General features: G+C 58.2%; 17 protein-coding genes. 11 read left to right on the top strand and 6 right to left on the bottom strand.

Annotated features, from left to right (window positions below; all coding sequences use genetic code 11):
* Nucleotides 1–17: 17 nt before the first annotated feature.
* A complete protein-coding gene (locus IZV00_RS15025; RefSeq protein ID WP_196227229.1) occupies nt 18–1,046 on the bottom strand; it encodes a helix-turn-helix transcriptional regulator in 1,029 nt (342 codons plus the stop codon).
* A gap of 534 nt (nt 1,047–1,580) precedes the next feature.
* Between IZV00_RS15025 and IZV00_RS15020 the strand changes: the two genes are divergently transcribed.
* The gene (locus tag IZV00_RS15020) at nt 1,581–2,102 is read left to right on the top strand and encodes a VOC family protein (RefSeq protein WP_230463451.1); all 522 of its coding nucleotides are present in this window, start codon (nt 1,581–1,583) and stop codon (nt 2,100–2,102) included.
* A gap of 356 nt (nt 2,103–2,458) precedes the next feature.
* On the top strand, nt 2,459–3,358 hold the full coding sequence (locus IZV00_RS15015; RefSeq protein WP_196227228.1) for an SMP-30/gluconolactonase/LRE family protein: 900 nt from the start codon (nt 2,459–2,461) through the stop codon (nt 3,356–3,358).
* A 211-nt stretch (nt 3,359–3,569) separates the two neighbouring features.
* Here IZV00_RS15015 and IZV00_RS15010 read toward each other — a convergent pair whose 3' ends face one another.
* The 3 genes from IZV00_RS15010 to IZV00_RS15000 form a co-directional block, all read right to left on the bottom strand.
* Complete coding sequence (locus IZV00_RS15010) at nt 3,570–4,364, bottom strand: SDR family NAD(P)-dependent oxidoreductase (protein WP_196227227.1); 795 nt, start codon at nt 4,362–4,364, stop codon at nt 3,570–3,572.
* Between the two features lie 111 nt (nt 4,365–4,475).
* A complete protein-coding gene (locus IZV00_RS15005) occupies nt 4,476–5,255 on the bottom strand; it encodes an SDR family NAD(P)-dependent oxidoreductase (protein ID WP_196227457.1) in 780 nt (259 codons plus the stop codon).
* 108 nt (nt 5,256–5,363) lie between these two features.
* Entirely contained in the window at nt 5,364–6,254 is an 891-nt protein-coding gene (locus IZV00_RS15000; RefSeq protein WP_196227226.1) for an NmrA family NAD(P)-binding protein, read from the bottom strand.
* Between the two features lie 200 nt (nt 6,255–6,454).
* Here IZV00_RS15000 and IZV00_RS14995 point away from each other — a divergent pair, with 200 nt between their 5' ends.
* The 9 genes from IZV00_RS14995 to IZV00_RS14955 all read left to right on the top strand — a co-directional run bounded on the left by IZV00_RS14995 (nt 6,455) and on the right by IZV00_RS14955 (nt 15,887).
* Nucleotides 6,455–7,639 (top strand): Rieske 2Fe-2S domain-containing protein, encoded by a 1,185-nt coding sequence (locus IZV00_RS14995; RefSeq protein ID WP_196227225.1) that lies wholly within the window; start codon nt 6,455–6,457, stop codon nt 7,637–7,639.
* A gap of 138 nt (nt 7,640–7,777) precedes the next feature.
* Nucleotides 7,778–8,176 carry a nuclear transport factor 2 family protein gene (locus tag IZV00_RS14990; RefSeq protein ID WP_230463450.1) on the top strand — a complete coding sequence of 133 codons (399 nt, stop codon included), beginning with the start codon at nt 7,778–7,780 and terminating at the stop codon, nt 8,174–8,176.
* A 34-nt stretch (nt 8,177–8,210) separates the two neighbouring features.
* Nucleotides 8,211–9,869 carry a class I adenylate-forming enzyme family protein gene (locus IZV00_RS14985; RefSeq protein WP_196227223.1) on the top strand — a complete coding sequence of 553 codons (1,659 nt, stop codon included), beginning with the start codon at nt 8,211–8,213 and terminating at the stop codon, nt 9,867–9,869.
* Entirely contained in the window at nt 9,866–12,055 is a 2,190-nt protein-coding gene (locus tag IZV00_RS14980; protein ID WP_196227222.1) for an acyl-CoA dehydrogenase, read from the top strand. The genes IZV00_RS14985 and IZV00_RS14980 overlap by 4 nt, the downstream gene beginning before the upstream one ends.
* A gap of 2 nt (nt 12,056–12,057) precedes the next feature.
* On the top strand, nt 12,058–12,861 hold the full coding sequence (locus tag IZV00_RS14975) for an enoyl-CoA hydratase/isomerase family protein (protein WP_196227221.1): 804 nt from the start codon (nt 12,058–12,060) through the stop codon (nt 12,859–12,861).
* Between the two features lie 75 nt (nt 12,862–12,936).
* Nucleotides 12,937–13,731, top strand: a complete 795-nt coding sequence (locus tag IZV00_RS14970; protein ID WP_196227220.1) for an SDR family NAD(P)-dependent oxidoreductase — start codon at nt 12,937–12,939, stop codon at nt 13,729–13,731.
* A gap of 69 nt (nt 13,732–13,800) precedes the next feature.
* Nucleotides 13,801–14,118 carry a 2Fe-2S iron-sulfur cluster-binding protein gene (locus IZV00_RS14965; protein ID WP_196227219.1) on the top strand — a complete coding sequence of 106 codons (318 nt, stop codon included), beginning with the start codon at nt 13,801–13,803 and terminating at the stop codon, nt 14,116–14,118.
* Between the two features lie 109 nt (nt 14,119–14,227).
* Nucleotides 14,228–15,415 carry a cytochrome P450 gene (locus tag IZV00_RS14960; protein WP_230463449.1) on the top strand — a complete coding sequence of 396 codons (1,188 nt, stop codon included), beginning with the start codon at nt 14,228–14,230 and terminating at the stop codon, nt 15,413–15,415.
* Between the two features lie 124 nt (nt 15,416–15,539).
* Nucleotides 15,540–15,887, top strand: coding sequence for an EthD domain-containing protein (locus tag IZV00_RS14955; protein ID WP_196227217.1), 348 nt, complete (start codon nt 15,540–15,542; stop codon nt 15,885–15,887).
* A gap of 294 nt (nt 15,888–16,181) precedes the next feature.
* Here the strand turns inward: IZV00_RS14955 and IZV00_RS14950 are convergent, their stop codons facing one another.
* Nucleotides 16,182–17,252, bottom strand: coding sequence for a hypothetical protein (locus tag IZV00_RS14950; RefSeq protein WP_230463448.1), 1,071 nt, complete (start codon nt 17,250–17,252; stop codon nt 16,182–16,184).
* Between the two features lie 53 nt (nt 17,253–17,305).
* The gene (locus IZV00_RS14945; protein WP_196227216.1) at nt 17,306–19,288 is read right to left on the bottom strand and encodes a flavin-containing monooxygenase; all 1,983 of its coding nucleotides are present in this window, start codon (nt 19,286–19,288) and stop codon (nt 17,306–17,308) included.
* Between the last annotated feature and the right edge of the window lie 147 nt (nt 19,289–19,435).

Genomic DNA, 19,435 nt, shown 5'->3' with positions numbered 1-19,435 from the left:
CAGCGCCGGGAAGCCGGTCAAGACAGGCCGATAACACCGTTAAGCAGAATGCGGACAAGCTCGGTCTGTCGGGTCACCCCGGCCTTCACGAAAACGGAACGCAGGTGCGCGCGGGCCGTGTTGCGTTTGATGCCCATTGCGTCCGCCGCTTCGTCCAGCGTCAATCCATTTGCCAGCTCCGCAGCCAATGTCGCCTCGGCTCGCGTGAAATCGAACATCTGCTGTATCGCATCGATCATCGACCCGCTTCGCGCATCAGGATCGCGAAGAAACAACGCCCAGGCGGGACGGACCTTACCCTCCGAACTGGCGATCAGGGGAATGCTGCGAACGACGATACCCAATTTCCGGTCGGTGTCCGGCCGACTGAGTGACTGGGTCAGCATCATGTCCGGGTCATTCGCCGTTCGCGCGAGAAGATCTCGAATGTTGCGCGAGTCCGACGCGTAGCAACCTTCGATCATGCCGTTCACGTTGCGAAGACCGTCCTTCGCCGCCATCAGATCGCGCGCCGCCTCATTCGTGCGCAGGATATGCTGTGTCTCGTCCAGAATGATGGTCCCGATGTGCAGGCGATCGAGCGTTTCTTCAAACAGCTGTCGTTCGACCTCCTTCCTGCCGATCAAGGCCGCGAGGTGCAGCCCTTGCTTCAGATGCGGGACGAGGAAGGAAAGCTTCGCCTTGTCCTCCGCGGAAAAAGGCGGTTGATCCGGACCACGATGAATCCGCAGTCGCGAAAAAGTACCGGACGAAGTTACGATATTGACCGCAAGGATACGGTCCACCCCGATAGCTGTAGTATAGATGAAAAAATCTTTGTAAAAGACGCATTGCTGCCATTCTTCATCGGCCATGATCTCGCTGCCGATAATGACCTTGTCTGCGGGAAGTACGCGCAGCGGGTCGAGATCATACCAACTTTCCTGATACTTTCGAATGGTTGCATCAGCCGCGCGGTCGCTGCATACGAGAAAGCCCAGATCATGCTCTGATGAAGGACGGATCACCATGATCGCGCTAGCACTGACAAATACTGATGTAAGCATCTCGACAAAACCCTGCCAGGAAGGAGAGCTGTCGATGGATTTGTAGAATGTGAGCAGAAGATCATTCCACTCTTTTGATACCGTACATTCAGATGAACGCGCAACGTCAAGCATGAACCACGATTATCCTCTCATTATCCATATCGTAATTTACAACTTCAATCTAATTTACAGCAATCGACTAAAGGCCATTTCTACAATCTTCCGATGTCATGGCTCCATTGGCGGAGGCTCTCCAGCCTCAATATAGCGGGTATCACACGACATTTCATCATAGCTATCACTGCAATAGCCTCTTAAGATGCTCTTGGCGAGTTCGCCTTCGGGCAGCTTGCCACGGCGCTTGCCCTATCCATAGGCGGCGCATTTACCATCGGCGTAAGGTCTGTACGTTATTCTCGGCGTCCTGCGACTTCGATCATGACGGCTTAAGGGCCTTGCACAATCATCGGGCTGTTGTCTCGCGCCGACTGCAACTCGGCGTACCGGCCGGGGGCCGAGCGAACCAGGTCATAATATTCATAGGAGGGTTGGGTGGCAAAATATGGATCGATTGCGCAAATCGGCATGGTCGTCGAGGATCTGGATTCAAGCGTTCAACGATGGATCGGCACGATGGGCGTCGGCCCTTGGACGGTATTGCGAAACGTCACACTTACGGGCCGCTATCGTGGGCAGGATGTTGTCGTGAAGATGGACGTAGGCTTGGGCTATCAGGGCGAGACGCAGATCGAGCTGATTCAGGTCACCAATGGAGCCCGCTCCCCCTACCTGGACGACGACGGAACGCCCCGCGCCGGGCTGCACCATCTCGCCTGGACTACTGACGATCTTGACGCCGTTGTCAGCAGCGCCGAGGCGGACGGCCTGAAACTGGTGTTCCGCGCCGACAGCCCCGGCAACCGGGTCGCTTATCTGGAGGGAGAAGGGGAGAAGGGCGTTCTGTTCGAATTCATCGAAAACGAAGCCCTCAAACAACTGATCGCCGAGGGTATCGCCGCAAGCCGCAATTGGGACGGCACAGACCCCATTCACATCATTGATTTCGAAGCTTGACCGGCAAGGTGTGGGCGGACGATCGGGACTGAAGACGTCAGTTAGACGGCGCGCAGTGGTCGAGCATTTCGCTGTCGCTGCTTAACAAGTCCAAGGACACTGGACGGAAGAGATCAAATGATCGCGCGCGAAGCTGATCTCGAAGCGCTTGATGGAATAGGCAAACTATATTGATTAGAAGATGAGGATGTGCAAATTCTTGCTTACCGCCCAGCTCCTGAGGAGCTATGGGTGATCATGCAGGGCCATTCGGCCACGGCACGATTGACCAAGATATTCCGTCCAGTTTCGTCGAAGAGCGAACAAGAAGATGATCTGCGCTTTGATCAGTGCAATAGGCATGAGAGGATTGATTGATGATCACATTACCCCTTCCAGAAATTGTTGTTGACGGTCTGTCACTGCCGGAATGTCCGCGCTGGCATGATGGAGCGCTTTATTTTTCGGACATCACCGCCGGACGCGTGCACCGTCTGAATGCCGATGACAGCACGGAGCTGCTTTACGAAAGCTCGACCGATTTCATAGGCGGGCTCGGTTTCCTGAACAATGGAGACCTGCTTGCTGCGGCATCGAAGCAACGGCAAGTGCTTCGGATCGTAGATGGCAAGGCAGAGGTTTTTGCCGATCTGAGCGGTCTTTGCCCCTATGTCCTCAACGACATGATCGTCATCGACAACAATGCCTATGTCGGCCAGCCTGGTTACGATCCCTGGGGCGCGCATATGGACAAGATGCCCGATCCCGCAGATGTTCTTTTTGCCAACACTGAAGGCAGTGTTTCCGTTGCTGCTTCCGACTTGATGTCGCCCAACGGGATTGCGGTCAGCCCCGACGGTTCCACCCTCTATGTCGCTGAATCAACAGGCAATCGCATCAGTTGCTTCACGAGAGACTCGGCAACTGGAGCTCTGTCGAACCGGCGCGTTTTCGCCACCCTGCCTGATGGCGGCATCCCCGACGGCATCTGCCTCGACGATGAAGGCGCTGTTTGGGCCGCCATGCCCATTGCTGTGACGCCGAACGCATATCTTTCGGGCTTGGGGGTCGTGCGTCTGGTTGAGGGGGGGCAGGTCACCCATGTAGTCCCGGTTGGGGAAGGGCGCCGCGCGCTCGCTTGCGCCTTTGGCGGACCGGATCGGAAATCCCTTTATATCTGTACGGTTCCCGAATTCCACGGCTCTGCGGCTGCTTCGGAAGGGCACGGCCGACTTGAACGTATTTCGCTCGACTTCATTGGCGCGGGAAGACCGTAATCTGCGTCGCCCGGCTGTTACGGTTGGCCGTAACAGTTTGGCCTTAGCGTGAAACATGACGGCGCCTGGCCAGTGATATGGTCAGGCGCCGTCAGCACGAATGGGAATCTGTGAAAGCCTGATGGTCTGGCAGCTTGAATTGCCTGGCACGCTCCAATCCCACTGTGCCGGTTAAACCCGCGCATGCCTTCTTAGGCTGTGATACGCAGGGTCAATTAAGGGTCAAACCGCCATCGACAGCTATTGCCTGACCGGTAATCCATGCGCCATCGCTCGATGCGAGCATCGCTACCATCCCGGCAATGTCCTCTGGCTTGCCCAGCCGGGGCAAGCGGGTTGCACCCAGTGCTTGATCCAGAAACTCCTGTGGCATGGTCTCGCGATTTTCAGGGGTTACGACCATGCCCGGCATGATGGCGTTGGCTCGCACGCTTTCTTTGCCCCACCGCGACGCCACGTGACGCACCAGCGCATTAATCCCGCCCTTGGCCATCTGGTAGCAAGGATTGAACGGAGCGCCAGTCCTTGCCTGGACGGAGGAAGTGTATATCATCGCCCCGCCGCCACGCGCAAGCAGAGCCGGGATGGCGTGGCGGGTCGCCCGCAGCATGCCTTTCAGGTTGATATCCAGCGTCCGGTCCAGCACATCGTCAGTGACGCTCGTGGCATCGGTATCCACTGAAAGGAGCCGTAGGTCGGCAAAATTGGCATGAAAGACGTCGATTCCGCCGAAAGCGGAAACGGCGAGTTCGACCAGTGCGGCGACAGAAGCATCGTCCGCTGCATCAAAGCTCAGACCTCGCGCATCGCCACCAGCCGCGACGATTTCGGAAACCAGGCTGTCGATCCGTTCGATTTCAGCTGCCGGGGAGCCGACGACGACCTTCGCACCTTCACTCGCCAACCGCAACGCGGTGGCGCGCCCAATGCCAGTGCTTGCACCAGCCACTACTGCTACCTTACCGACGAGACGGTGACAGTCGTCTCGCTTTGCTGAACCGGCCATTATGGTATCCCTTCCTTATGCGCCTGCTACTTGTGCCTTGAGGCACAACAAATGGTCGAGGAGGTAGTAAACTATTACGTCCTCATATTATCCGATATTAGGCCCAAGCCTTCATCTGATCGTCTGTCCGCCATCTACTGCGATGGTCTGACCGTTGATCCAGGATCCATCCGAAGAAGCAAGCATGGCGACCATCGCCGCGATATCCTCCGGCGCGCCATTGCGCGGGGAACGGTTGGCATTCAGATGTTCCATCCTGAATTCTTCCGGGACAAAATCCGCGAATTCCGGGTTTATGACAAAACCAGGCAAGATGGCATTCGCGCGAAGACCCTCTTTGCCCCATCTGGAGGCCAGATGCCGGACCAGCGCGTTGAGGGCGGCCTTGGACATGCCGTACACGGGCCGAACAGGCTCGCCGATGAGGGACCCGATCGACGACGTGTAAATCATCGCCCCTTCATATTTAAGCAGTTCGGGCACTGCATGGCGGGTTATTCGCAACATGCCCTTGAAGTTTACATCCAGCGTTCGCTCGATCACCTCGTCTGTGACCGTCATCGCGTCAGTGTCGCTGTGGACGACGCCCATGTCCGCAAAGTTTGCGTGGACCGCGTCCAATCGGCCGTACGCCGTCAGCGCCTGCTCGATCAGGGCCTTTGCCGATTCATCGCTGGTCGCATCGAAAGACGCGCCAACGGCTTGGCCTCCAGCAGCCTGGATTTCGGCTACCAAAGTCTCGATCTTGTCGGCTTCCAGCGCCGGAGACCCAACCACCAGACGGGCACCTTCGCCTGCCAGCCGAAGGGCGGATGCCCTGCCGATCCCTGAGCTCGCACCTGCAACGACAATCGCTTTGTCGTGCAAACGCCTGCATCCGTGCCATGCCATCTCAAATCTGTCTATCATGACCTATGTGATCTCATAATGAAACGCTCGGGCTGCCGAAGGCTTGTGATCCAGCTTTTACATGCCACCGGGGTGCAACGGCCCTTTCGCTTATTTGCAGGTTCCGGTGACAAGATTCTCTTTCGCCCATTGTGCCATCGTCAGGCCGGGACGGCCCAGAACTGTCTTGACGTCGTCACGGACGACGGTCTGGAACTGCAGCGCGCCAGCGGCCGCCAGTTCCATATAGGTGACCGCGCTTTCCATATAAGCGCGCTCCGGAATCGTCGGAAGCTTGTCCGCCACGGCTTGCATCGCCTCAGGCCCCAGCATGAGACATTTGATCTCAATGCCGGACGCTTCGCTGAGAATGTCCGCGACCTCCGGTCCCGTAAGGACCTCGGTGCTCAGCCAATAGTTCGCGCCCCCATGCTTTGCCGGGCCTTCCCGCAGCACCGCGGCAGCTACCGCGCCGATATCGGAAGCAAACACCCATCCTTGCGGTACGTCGCGCCAGAAGACGGGGAACGAACCGGTCTCGTTAATGGGAGGAGTGCTTACCAACATCGAATCGCTGATGACATTGGGGTGAATATGGGTCCAAGCGATCCCGCTCGCCTCGATGTAGGTTTCGATTAGGATATGCCAATTGAAATGCGGGATCATATCCTGGGGTGAGCTGAAAACGCCCAGATGGACAATATGGCTGACGCCCGCATCGACAGCCGCATCGACGAATTTCTTGCTCTGATAGAGCATGGCTGAGGAATAGCCGGTCAGCAGGAAAACGCGATCGACGCCTTGTAAAGCCTCGGCGAAACCCTCTGGGCGATCGAGGTCGAGTACAACCGCTTCGCGCCCTTCTGCACGCCACTGCTCTGCGACTGCGGCCCGGCTTGTCGCGAGGCGCACCGTGATGCCTTCGTGATGCGCGCCAAGCTCTTTGACGACATGCGACCCTACCCGTCCAGACGCACCGAGGACCAAAACCGTTGCTACCATGAATGGCGTTCCTTCTTACAGATGAGCTTCGCTCGCGCGAATTGGCGGGGATCGCGGTGGATTCAATTGCCATCGCGACCCAGGATGCTCTGTTTCAGCGATGCTACATCCGATTTGTGAATCTGGCCTAGTCTCTTCGGACGAAGCGGCATTTTTCCGCCCGGCTAAAGTTTCGGACAAGAAATTTGGAGAGAATATATATGCGTAAGGAGGGCTCAGAGTCAGACGAAGTCGCCGTTATCGTCGCCGACCTGCCCGATCGACTTCCACGCGGCTGGGTCTGCATCGGCGTCGCAAGCGATTTCAAGGATGGCAAACCCCATGGTGTCGAAGCCTTCGGCACAAAATTGGTGGTATTTCAGTCGGAAAGCGGCACCCTCTCGGTTCTGAACGGCTTTTGCCCACATATGGGCGCTGACCTGTCGGAAGGCACGGTCAAGGGCGATTCCGTCGCCTGCCCATTCCACGATTGGCGCTGGGGCGCGGACGGTCGTTGCACGGCGGTCCCTTATGCCAAGCGAATGCCTGCCCGCGCGCGGACCCGCAGTTGGCAGACGCAGGAGGTCGATGACCTGCTGTTCGTCTGGTACGATTCGGAGGGTGGGCCGCCGGATGAGGACATGGTTCTGCCCCGGATTCCGAATTTCGCGACGGACTTTTCTCCCTGGAGCCATAGCGTTCACGAGGTCGGGATCAGCGGTCGTGAGCTGGTCGACAACATGGTCGATGTCGCACACTTCTTCTATGTCCATGGTCAGGGCGTAGCCGTAGCTCCGACATTCTTCGGCAATCGTTTCGAAGGACATGTGGCGTGGCAGTTCATGGAGGTCGGGGTCACGGCCGAATCCTTCACTGACGACTATGACAAGATGCAGCCGGGCTATCCTCTTGAGCGCGTTCCCTACGGCAGCCTGCGTGGTGAGACATTGTATACCGGCCCGTGCCTGCTGCAATCCCGGCTGGCATCATGTTTCGACGGGGAATTCGCGGATACGTATATCGTTCTCGCGCAGGTTCCCAAGACGCCCAATTCGTTCACACTTCACATGTTGATTACCACTCGACATAAGCCAGGTCTTACGCCCGAACAAAATGCGGAGCGACAGCTGCGTGTTGCCGAATTCAATCGGCAAAATACTTTGCAGGACGTTCACATCTGGGAAACCAAGACCAGGATCGACAATCCGTTGCTGTGCGACACGGACGGCCCGGTCTATCAACTGCGCCGTTGGTACGAACAATATTTCATCGATCGCGCGCAGGTAAAGCCAGAGATGAGAAACCTGTTCGAATATCAAACCGACACCCGGCATGCGCTTGATGTCTGGGAAGTGCAGGCACAGGAGAAGCTTGCCGAGCTGGGAGCTTTGGCAGAAGCTGATTGAGAGCTGATACGAAAGGCGCGGGAATTTCGCAGTAAGTGTCCTTCCTCCTTTCAAGCCCATCGTGAATTGCCCGAACGCTTACTGCGTACTTCATACTCCTGGATCGAGATGATGACCCCCTCTGTGATTGAGACCTACATGATGGAACGCGAGCTGCAACGGCTGATTTTCGAATTGGCGCGGTGCATGGATCAGCGTGACATTGAAGGACTGCGCAACCTGTTCACTGAGGATGCGGTATTTGAAAAGGGGGGTAGTCCGCTGGTGGGGCTTGATGCGATCATGCGCTTCATCGGGGAAATTCCCGTAACGAACCGAATGCTCCACATATATACGAACATCGTCATCGACTGTGTTGATCCCGATCACGCGCGCAGTCGTTCGAATTATGTCGCATATTCCCGGTCGTCCACGGCCGAAGACCGTCGTGCGGCCCTGATCCCCGTTTCCATTGGCAATGCTCTGGACGAATTCCGCCTGACCCCCACAGGGTGGCGGATCGCGAAGCGGACCCTGGTCTATATCGCCAATGCTTGAAACTCCTCACACGCGGCCAGACCAGGCAAAGCAGATGACACTGGCTCAACGGCTTGCTGCCTTGAACGAGGCAGATCACTGGCGCGCGCGCGCGGTGCTGCGGAAAGAATGGGTCAGTTCGGGTCTCCATAAAGGGCGGTTGATGCCGGAGATGATCCGCGAATGTGTGGATGCATCCCCGGATACCAAGATCATCTTTGGATCGGCGGAACGTCCCTGCTCGACGACCACGGGTGCCTTGCTCGCGGAAAGCTATGGCATCGCCCGCGCCTTCCAACGCCTTGGCCTGGTCGAGGGCGACGCGGTCGTCGTGCAGGTGCCGAACTGGAAAGAATGCGCCCTCACGATGCTCGCGGCGATGCATCTGGGCCTGATTTTCGTGCCGATGATGCACACCCTTGGCGCGGCAGAAATAGAATATGTCTTGCGCAAGTCGGACGCTCGCGCATTCGTCGTCCCGGATCGCTGGAAGAAGATCGACTATGGCGCGCGGCTGGGCGCCCTTGGCGATTTGCCCGAACTCAAACATGTGATCGTTATTGGCGATGAGGAGATGCCGCGCCCGGTCGTTCGCTGGAGCGCGCTGAATACCGGCGGGGACGAACCCATGCCGCGCCTGACTGCCAGTCCGGACGACCCCTGGCTCATCATTTTCACATCCGGGACCACGGCTGCACCGAAGGGCGCGGTGCTGACGCATAATGCGTTCGCTTCGGAAGTCGCCAACTTCCCGATGGTCCGTTCCGCATCCGGCACGCCGGAGTTTCATCCTTTTCCCAGCGGTCACGCCGCAGGTGTGATCATGACTTTGCGACCGCTGCTGATGGCGGATCCCATGATCCTTATGGACGCCTTCGATGAGGATGTGGCCGTCGCGCTGGTCCGCGAGAATCAATCGGATCGGGCGGCGGGCGTCCCGTTGATGGTCCAGGCTTATCTTCGTCATGCCGACGAGGTTTTTCCGGACGGTCTCCGGCAAATTCTCATCGGCGCCACAAGCGTTTCCCCAACATTGATGGAACTGTGCGAGGCGCGGGGCTGGGCGGCGACGCGATGCTACGGATGTACCGAACATCTGACGATCAGCGGTTCGTATCCGACCGATCCCAAAGAAAAACGCATGATGACCGATGGCCGGTTGATGCCGGGCGTGCAGGTCCGGCTCATTGACGAAAACGAACAACCCGTACCTGTCGGCGAACCGGGCGAGATCGTTTCCATGGGGCCGGAGCTTTTCAAGGGCTATCTCGATCCGGAACATAATGCGACGGCCTTTGACCGCGATGGCTGGTTCCGAACCGGCGACATCGGTGTCCTTGACGAAGATGGCTATATTCGCATCGTCGATCGAAAGAAGGACATCATCATTCGTGGCGGCGAAAATATTTCCTCCAAGGAAATTGAAGACGTGATGATGCAACACGCCGCCGTATCCGAAGTCGCTGCCGTCGCCTGGCCTGACGAAGCATTGGGTGAGCGGGTCGCGGTCTTTGTCAAGGTCGCCGACGCTGTCACGCTGACGTTGGACGATATCCGCGCGCATTTCGCGCAGGCAGGGCTTTCCCACCAAAAGGCGCCAGAGCGGCTGGTTCTGGTTGCGGAATTGCCCCGCAACGCCATGGGCAAGGTGCTGAAGCCGGACCTTCGCAAGCAGGTCCTCGACTTGATAGAGCAGGAGCGAGTGAAAACATGAACCTGCAACTGTCGGAAGAGCAGCAGCTTCTGCGCGACATGCTGGAAAAGGCGTTTGCCCGCCAATGTACCCTGGCGCACCTGCGCAATAGTGAGGCACTTGGCCACGACGCTGAAACCTGGGTGCTGTTCAACGAGTTCGGCCTGCCGCTTCTACGCGTTCCCGAAGCGCAGGGCGGCGTTGGGGCAGGGCTGGTCGAAGCCGTGGTCGTCGCGGAGGCGTTGGGCAAGTTCGCCCCGGTGATCCCGGGCGTGGAGATGATGGTCGCGGCGCGGCTGCTGGCCTTGCTTGGCGCGGACGATGTCCTGCAAGGCGTTGCTGACGGGGGCATCGCCCTGTTTGCGCTCGATGACGCAGCGGTGCGGCGCCAGCAGGTCATCGCGCATGCTTCCTCCGCCGATCTGATCCTGTTCCGCCTCGGGGAAGAGATCCGGATACTCTCAGGTCCGGTCGCAGGAGAATCTACGGATATTGGCGGCCTTGGTGCACGCCTCGTCGATTTTGATGGCGACGGGGGCAGGCTGGTCGCGCAGGGCAGGGATGCAGTGCAGGCCTATGAGGCCGCAGTCGAGGAATGGCGGTTGCTCAATGCCGCCCGGATCGCGGCTGCCGCTCAAAAATCTCTGTTCGATGCAGCCGAATATGCCAAGGAGCGTCACGCCTTCGGCCGTCCGATCGGCAGTTTCCAGGGACTTGCCCATCCGATGGCGGATCGTCTGGTTGATGTGGAAGGTGCATCGCTGCTGATCCTGCGTGCAATTGAGGCGATTTCCCAAAATGCCGACAATGCCGCTGGCCTCGTCAGCCTGGCATCATGGTGGGCTGGACAGGCGGCCCGGCCCGCCACCGTGCTCGGGATGCGTGTTCTTGGTGGCTATGGCGTTACCATGGAATATAGTGCGCAAACCTATTTCCGGCGCGTCGCCGCATGGTCGCTGCTGGCTGGCGACCCGGACGAAGAGTTGCAGCGGGCGGCTTCCCGGATGTGGTTTGGAGGCAAGGCGCACCTTCCTGATTCTGGCGAGAACGACATTCGCTTCGATTTCCCCGAACACGCATTGTCGCTGGCGGAGGAGGTGCGCGCCGTCTTCGCAGAACATGCGACACCGGAAAAGCGTGATTGGTCCTTTGGATCAGATGACGGGCACGACGTCGACCTTTTTAAAAAGCTCGGGGCCAAAGGACTTTTATTCCCTGACTGGCCGACGGAATATGGCGGACGCTCCGCTGACGTGCTTGCGGTGGCGGCTGTTCGCGGCGTTTATGTCGAGTTTGGCTGGAATGATACGGTAGTGGCCGTCACGGAACTGGTCGGCCGCGCGCTGATCGACCATGGCAGCGACAAGGCCAAGCGCGAAATCGTGCCTCGGATGGCACGAGGCGAACTCTATGGCTCGCTCGGCTATTCTGAACCGTCTTGCGGATCGGACCTCTTCGCCGTCCAGACACGCGCCACGCGTGATGGCGAGGGGTGGGTGATAAACGGGCAGAAAATGTTCACCTCGCAGGGCCATCTGGCGAACTACTCGCTTATGGTAACCCGTACCGGGGAGGATAAGCATAAGGGCATCACCCTGTTCGCAGCGCCGCTGGATCAACCGGGATATCGCTGCGATCCGATCGAGACCGTAGGGGGAGAGCGGACCAACACCACCTTCTATGATGACCTGCGCGTACCGGATGAACTGCGTATCGGCGAGGTTGATGGAGGTGTGAAGGTCCTGGCGGCGGCGCTCGCGCGCGAGCAGGGGTCGATGGAACTCTTTATCGGTTCGCTACAGGAAATGGTGAAATCGGGCGTTGAGTGGAGCCATGGCTCCGACCAGAACGGCCAGAAACGTTCGGCGAGCCATCGGGTACGCAGCGTTCTGGCTTCGGTTGCTGCCCGGCTGGAAGTGCTTCATGCCTTGCACCGGCGCGCCCTCTGGGCCGCCAGCACGGGTGACCAAAAGAAGCACTTTGGCCCATCGGGCAAGCTTTTCGGAAGCGAAGCCATGATCGAGTGCGGTGAGATGCTGATGGCGCTGACCGCACCGGACTCCCTGTTCTCCGGAAACACGGTGCTGGGCAAGATAGAGCGCGAGTACCGCCGTTCGATCGCCGCGACCATATATATGGGCAGCAGCGAAGTTCAGCGCAGCATTATTGCCGAAACCGGGCTTGGACTGCCCCGAACGAGGAATTGAACATGAGCGAACAAGACTTCGTTATCGAGGCTGACGGGCCTGTTTTGACCCTGACGTTCAATCGGCCGCACAAATACAATGCGATCACCAATTCGATGTTCGATGGCCTTTATTCGGCCTTCAAACTTTTCCGGGACGATGCAGCCCTTCGGGTTTTCCTGATCCGATCGACCGGCAAATATTTCTCGGCAGGTTATGACATCACCGCGATCGAACCCGCGAAGCCGGGCGAGAGCGCCCGGCAGTTCCGGCAGCGGTACGGGCAAGCGGCCCGCCACTGGTTGTGGGATGAGTTCGAGAATCTCGAGAAGCCCGTCGTCGTGGCTCATCAGGGACCTTGCCTTGGCGGCGCTCTTGAAATGTCGCTATCGTGCGATTTTCGTCTGGCAAGCGACGCGGCAACCTATGCTCTGCCCGAACTGAACTTCGGCGCCATACCGGGGTCAGGCGGCACTAGCCGCCTCGTCCGTACCGTGGGTGCCCATTGGGCGCGCTGGCTGATCATGGCCAATCTCCCCATGAACCCCGAACGCGCGCTTTCGGCTGGTTTGATTCATGAAATCTATCCGGCCGAGGAATTTGACGAAGAAGTCGCAGCCTTCTGCCGCCATCTCGCGGCGCAACCGCCCGAGGCGCTGGGTTCCGCCAAACTCGCCATCGAACTGGCCAAGGATCTCGACCGGACGCAAGGGCGCAATGTCGAGCGCCTGATCAACAGCAGCCTTAATGGCGGCGAAGAGCAAGACCGGCTCTTCGAAGCCTTTCGCGCGCGCTTTGAAAAGAAGGGCGCCAACAAGGCCCAATGAGCCGGGGTGGCACAAACAGGCAATGATCGTCGCGCCAATCAACGGTGCGAAGGATAAAAAAGGAAGAGGTGTAAGATGGCACGCATGCAGGACAAGGTTGTGATCATCACCGGCGGCGGACGCGGCATGGGTGAGGCGACGACCCGGCTTTTCGCACAGGAAGGCGCGATCGTTACGATCGCGGATATGTTGGTGGACGAAGGAACCGCTCTGGCGGCCGAACTGGGAGGCAAAGCCAGCTTCACGCGGCACGACGTCTCTTCCGAAGACAGCTGGCAGGCTCTGACGGCAAATCTGCTCGAACGCTATGGTCGGATTGATGCACTGGTCAACAATGCCGGCGTATGCGTGATGGCACCGGTCACGGAGGTGACCGCCGCCGATCTCGATCTCGTTTTCAACGTCAACGTCAAGGGAACGATCTTCGGCATGAAGCATGTCGGGGGGGCCATGAAAAATGCCGGCCGTGGTGCGATCGTCAACATCTCTTCTGTCGATGGTCTGCGCGGCTCCAACTCTCTGTCCGCTTACTCCGCGAGCAAATGGGCTGTTCGGGGCGCCACCAAATCGGTAGCGCTCGAATTCGGTCCTCATGGCGTGCGTGTCAATTCTGTCCATCCGGGCGGCATCGATACTGCGATGGGCAATCCCCAAAAATGGCAGGGCGATGACCGCAACGCACACTACACGCGCGTACCACTCCAACGGATGGGCGAACCGAACGAAGTCGCAGCGGCGAGTTTGTTCCTGTGCTCTGACGAAGCGTCTTACATCACCGGAGCTGAGCTGGCGGTGGATGGCGGATGGGTAGCAGGCTATTACCACAGCTACTGGTCGACCGCGCCCGCCAGTCTGCAACAAGGCGGCTGACGGTTATAGCGCGGTGACGCGCTATTGCCCTCAGGCAGTGGCGGATGATCAGAATAAAGGATAGTTTTCATGCGGGTGAGGTTTGTCGGCCAGGATGGCGCTGAAACGATCGCGGAGGGGCTGGAAGGTGACACCGTGTTACGCTTCGCGACAGACAATTCCGTCGATGGCATAATTGGGGAATGCGGGGGCTCAATGGCCTGCGCAACCTGTCACGGCTATGTTGATGATCAATGGATCGACAAGCTGGAAGCGCCAGGTGAGGCAGAACTTGCCATGTTGTCGGGTTGCATCGACGTCCGCGAGGGCAGCCGACTGACCTGTCAGATCGTGATGACCCGTGAACTGGACGGCCTCACGATCCATGTGCCCGAATGTCAGGCCTGAACGCACTTGATGGTTAAATGCCATCGATCAAAATATGCTATTCTGGGGCTCGTTTGATTAGAGCTGGATGTTTGCGACCGGAACGATGACAGGATCGGAGTTAAGTAGGATGTTGCGCGACCGCGAACCATTGATGAGCGACAAGGATTTCGGGCTTGACGAACTGCCCGACCTTCACGAACTCCTCGCCGAACTTCGGACGCATGGATCGGTCGTCCCCGTCAAATTCTGGGGAAATACCATCTGGCTGATAATGGGCCACCCCGAGGTCAAGCAGGCGTTCGGTGATGTCGTCAGTTTCGATGGCGGCGCGTTCTTCATGGAATATGCAGCCCCGGCGATGGGCAGGAATATTCAATCCATGCAGGGTGACGAACATCGTGCGAAACGAGCGCTTGTCGCGCCTTCGTTCATGCCAGGCAAGGTCCGCGCTCTCGTGGAGCACACGCTGGAGCCCATCATTCATGAACTGCTTGATCGCATAGAAGGCAAGGAGGAGGTGGAGTTTACGCAGGCCTTCACCCGGCCTTTCCCCTTTTCCATCATCACTCGCATGCTTGGGATACCCGTCCACGATGAGGCCAAATTCCTCAAATGGGCCGTCAAGCTGATCGATTACGGCTGGGACCCGGAAGGCTCTCTTCAGGCGAAGAAAGAGTTTGACGATTATATGGACGACATCATTCGTCAGCGGCGCGCGGAGCCGAAGGACGATATGATCTCGATGATAGTCACTGCCGAGGTTGGCGGCGAGCATCTGTCTCACGAGGAAATTCTGGCCTTTCTGCGACTGTTGTTCCCGGCGGGTTCCGACACGACCTACAAGGCAGGCGGCAGCCTGTTTGCATGTGTGCTTGCCGACCCCGCCTTCCGGGCAATGGCACAACAGGACGATAAGGCACGCACGGCTTTGGTAGCCGAAGCTCTTCGTTGGCAGCCACCCGTGGCTCTCGAACCGCGCATGGCATCGGCCGACATTGAGCTCGGCGGTGTTTCCATCAAAGAAGGGGATATGGTGGCGCTCGCAATCACGGCCGCCAATCGCGATCCGGCGGTCTTTCCCGATGGCAGCCGCTTCGATCCCACGCGCGATAACAGCAAAAGTTTGACCTTTGCTTATGGTCCCCATTTCTGTCTGGGTATGCACCTTGCTCGCCGTGAATTGGAAGCTGCGCTGCGGATCGTTTTCGAACGTTTCCCGAACATGCAATTATCCCCTGATCGGCCGGTCGAATTTGTCGGTGGGGTATTGCGCGGTCCGCGTGAGCTTTGGGTTCGCCCTTACGGTGCGAAATGAACAGAAATGATCTCGATACGATCGAGTGACGCGATAAAGCTCTTGCAAGCTGACGTCGGTGGCCCGGCAATGTCATTCTTCGGGCGACTGATTCTTCCGCATTAAAACATCCAGGAGAAACATAATGTTCAAATGCATTGCCCTCTTGCGCCGTCGACAAGATCTTAGCCGAGAGCAGTTCATTGATTATTACGAAAATCATCATTCAAAGTTGATGGCTGAGCTATTGCCCAATATTCTCGATTATCGTCGCAACTACATCAACTTGGATGGAGCTCTATTTTTCCCAAAGGCAACTGAGCTCGATTTCGATGTAATAACAGAGCTCTGGTTCGCCGACCGCGCCGCTTATGACGTGTTCCTCGCCAAGGCCAACGAACCGGAAATTTTCCAGCGGATGGCGGCGGACGAGGAGAATCTCTTCGACCGCGACTACACGCGTTTGTTCACTGTCGATGAAACGCAAACTTAATGACGGGTTGATTCCCGCCGAACTCGAGAAGCGCGGGATCGCATTTCGACGCAGACGATCGGCAGCCGTATAGTGCCATGCGGTTGCCGAATTTAATCTGTGCTACCTGATAAATGGGGTTGCGGTCTCTGACGTTGAGAATGGACGAGGTCAGACCCCACTATCCACCAACAAAGCGACGTAATTTAACATAAGATATATTATCAGTCATATTGGCCATGGCGGCCATTCTGACATTCCAGCACAGCGATCGAATGTTCGCCGAACTGCGTGAAGCATTGGATGAAGCCGCCCTTAAGCGGCTTCGTCCATTGCATCGGGCGGGATGTTCGTGGGACCGCCAATATCATAGACCATGGCCAGAAGACCGACGAACGCATTATCGTTCATAGGATCGGTCGGCACTTCGAACTGGACTCCACGCTTCTTCATGTCCTCGATCAGCATGTTGATCGCCTGCTCATGGGTGATGTCGTCGCGATGATCGTAGGTCAGCTTGAAATCATCCATGTCCTTGAACAGGCGCGCGCCCCAATGGACGAGGAAGCGCATTTCCTCTTCCGGCACCTTCTGGGTGACTTTGCCAAAAGTTTCGATCTGCCAGCCGGTCGGATCCTGCGGGTCAGGGCCAAAGGTCGAACTGATGTCGAGTCCTTGCGGCCTGCGCATGGCAACCGGACCGGCAGCCTGCCCATGGTGGAACGTCATCTCGTTTTCGACAACCACCGCGCGGCCCCACATGGGGGCGTTGATCTGCATGGCCTCACCGCTCGGCCCATCAGGCCAGCAGTTGAAGCCGCCGCCAATCTTGCCCTTGTAATACCAGGCGATCACCTGGCCCTTCTTCGAGCGCCAACGATTGAACAGGCAGGACTTCGCCATCGTCAGCAGCAGCCAGAGCGGCGTGTTTTCCATCGTCAAACCCCGGAAGACCGTGCCATCCAGATGGGGCGGCCCGCCGAGGGGGGTTGGCCCCTGGATATTGAAGAGGAAGGTCTCCGGCTCGGCATATTGGCAGTCGTAATAATTCCGCACCAGCTCGAGAAAGCGGGAGTTGTAATAGCAATCCTCGATCTCCGGGTAAAAACAGGTGCCGCCGCGCGCCAAATATCCTCGAAATCCGGGATAGATACCAATCATGTCCCAGGTCAGCTTGACCCCTTCCGGCAGTTGCTTGCCTGCGCCTGAGGTTGTGGCGATAACCTCCTCTGGCGTCTTGAAGTTTTCCGCCAGCATCAACGGCCAAGGACCATTGTTACGAGCAACACTCAACAAACGCGCATGCTGATCGTCCGTATAAGCCTGATCGATCAACTGCGGAGGTGCGACCGGGCGGAACTGCTCAGCGAGATCACGAAGCATCATCTAGTCTCCCAATATCATTCGGTTGTCATCCGTTTCCTGTTTACGGAAGCGGATCAGATGGTCAGCATTTCCATTTCGCGCGGTGCGGGCTTGGCGGCATCGTCGGCGCGCGTGACGTTGAAGTCTTCTTCGCGGGGCGAGCGCAGGACATGCCAGATCCGCGAGTTGTGGCGCGGGATGGCGAGGATGACCTTCTTCTGCCCGTCGGCGCCCTTGTCGCGATAATAGCCATGGGCGCTGCCGCACTGCACCCAGGCGGTCTTGGCCAGGTTGGCATCGACATCGTCGATGAACGCCTGCGTCGCCTCTGGCGACACATCGAAGGACGACAGATGATCGTCCACCATCCATTGCAGCAGTTCGATGATATAATGGACCTGCTGCTCGCTCACCACCGCATGGTTGGCGACCAGATAGCTGTAGGGCGCGCCCATGAAGACGAAGTTGGGGAAGCCGGTGATCAGCATGCCTTCATAGGAGAAGGGATGCGGGTCGAACGCGTCTGTCAAAGTTTCGCCGCCGGTGCCGCGAATGTCGAACTGCCGCCCGAAATGCAGATTGTAGCCGGTCGAAAGCAGCAGCACGTCGCATTCGATGCGGGTGCCATCGGCTAGGATCACCGCGTCCTGCTCGGCCTCGGCCAATTCGCCGCGCACGATCGACACATTGGGCTTTTTGAGCGTGTCGTAAAAGCCGCAATCCAGGATCGGCCGTTTCGCGAACACCGGGAAGTTGGGTGTCAACAGCTTCACCATCTCCGGATCGTCCGGGAAATGGCTTTTCAGATAGCCTTCGCACATCATGCGCATGCCGTCGTTGATCGGACCAAAGCCGCCCGTCTTCGCGGCATAGTCCTCATCCTTCATGATCATGCCGTGCATGTCGCGCATCTGGCTGTGCAAGCCCTGCAGACGCTTCCACTGCGCGACGAAGGGCACATATTCCATCGCCCAGCGCTCGATTTCGGCCACCGGCGCATGCGCCTGCGGATTGGGGATGATATGTTCCGGCTGGCGCTGCACGATCACCAGTTCGCCGACCTTGTCGGCAATGGCCGTCGCCACCTGCACGCCTGAACAGCCCGTGCCGACCAGGACGACCTTCTTGCCCGTCAGATCGACATTATGGTCCCAGGCGGCCGAATGAATGACCGGCCCCTTGAAGCTGTCGAGATTCTTCACCTTGGGATAATTGGGATTGTTGTTGGGTCCTACCGCCATGATGAGCACGTTGCACTCATGGCTTTCCGGCTTGCCGTTCCGGACCGCCTTCACCGTCCAGATCTTGCGCTTCTCATCCCATTCCGCACCCTCGACCCAGGTGCCGAACCGGATCCGGTCGCGAAGGCCATATTTGTCGGTGACGCGATCGAGATAGGACAGGAATTCCGGGCCACGCGGGTAGAATTGCGTCCAGGAAGCATTTGGCTCGAAGGAGAAGGAATAGACGCGGCTCGGCGTATCGACCGCCGCGCCCGGATAGGTGTTGGTCAACCAGTTGCCGCCGACCGTGTCCAGCGCCTCCAGCACGGTGAAATCAAATCCCGCCTGTTGCAATTTGATGGCCGCGTTGATGCCCATCATGCCCGCGCCCACGACCAGCACCTTGAAATCGGCGGGCGGGACATCGGCCGCCTTGCGAATGCGCGTGTCGGTGGTGAACCCGGCATGCTGGAACGCGACATCCACCGACATTTCGGGCAGGTCCTGACCCAGCAGCAAACGGCTCATCCGCTTGAACATCGGCCGGTCCAGCTGCGGCATGACCGGAGGCTTCCCGGCCTTCACCGCCACGCGCAGGCGATCGCGGATCTCGGCGACCACGGCCGGATCGATGGCAGGCCGCTCTTCATGCGCATGGATATCGACGAACGTCTCGACCAGCTCTTCCTGACGCCCGTCGATCGCATCCCAATAGTGGTTCAGCAGCGTCCGATTGCCGGTCATCTGGATCAACGCCATCAGCGCCATGGTGGGGTCCAGCGCATCGATCGCGGCATCGACCCTGGCATTCACGTCCAGCACCCGTTCGTGCATCCCGTCTCTCCTCATATGTGCCCGCTTTCGGACTCGATGAGAATGAATTACACATTAGTGTGTAATTGATCAAGCGACATTCGCCGCGCTTGGCGATCTGCCCAGGATCATCCGCCGCTGAAGCTCACCGAGGGCTTCGTATCACCA

The organism is Sphingobium sp. Cam5-1, assembly GCF_015693305.1.
Lineage (GTDB): Bacteria > Pseudomonadota > Alphaproteobacteria > Sphingomonadales > Sphingomonadaceae > Sphingobium.
The sequence above is the reverse complement of the archived record's forward strand: the minus strand, read 5'-3'. Positions and strand labels throughout refer to the sequence as shown.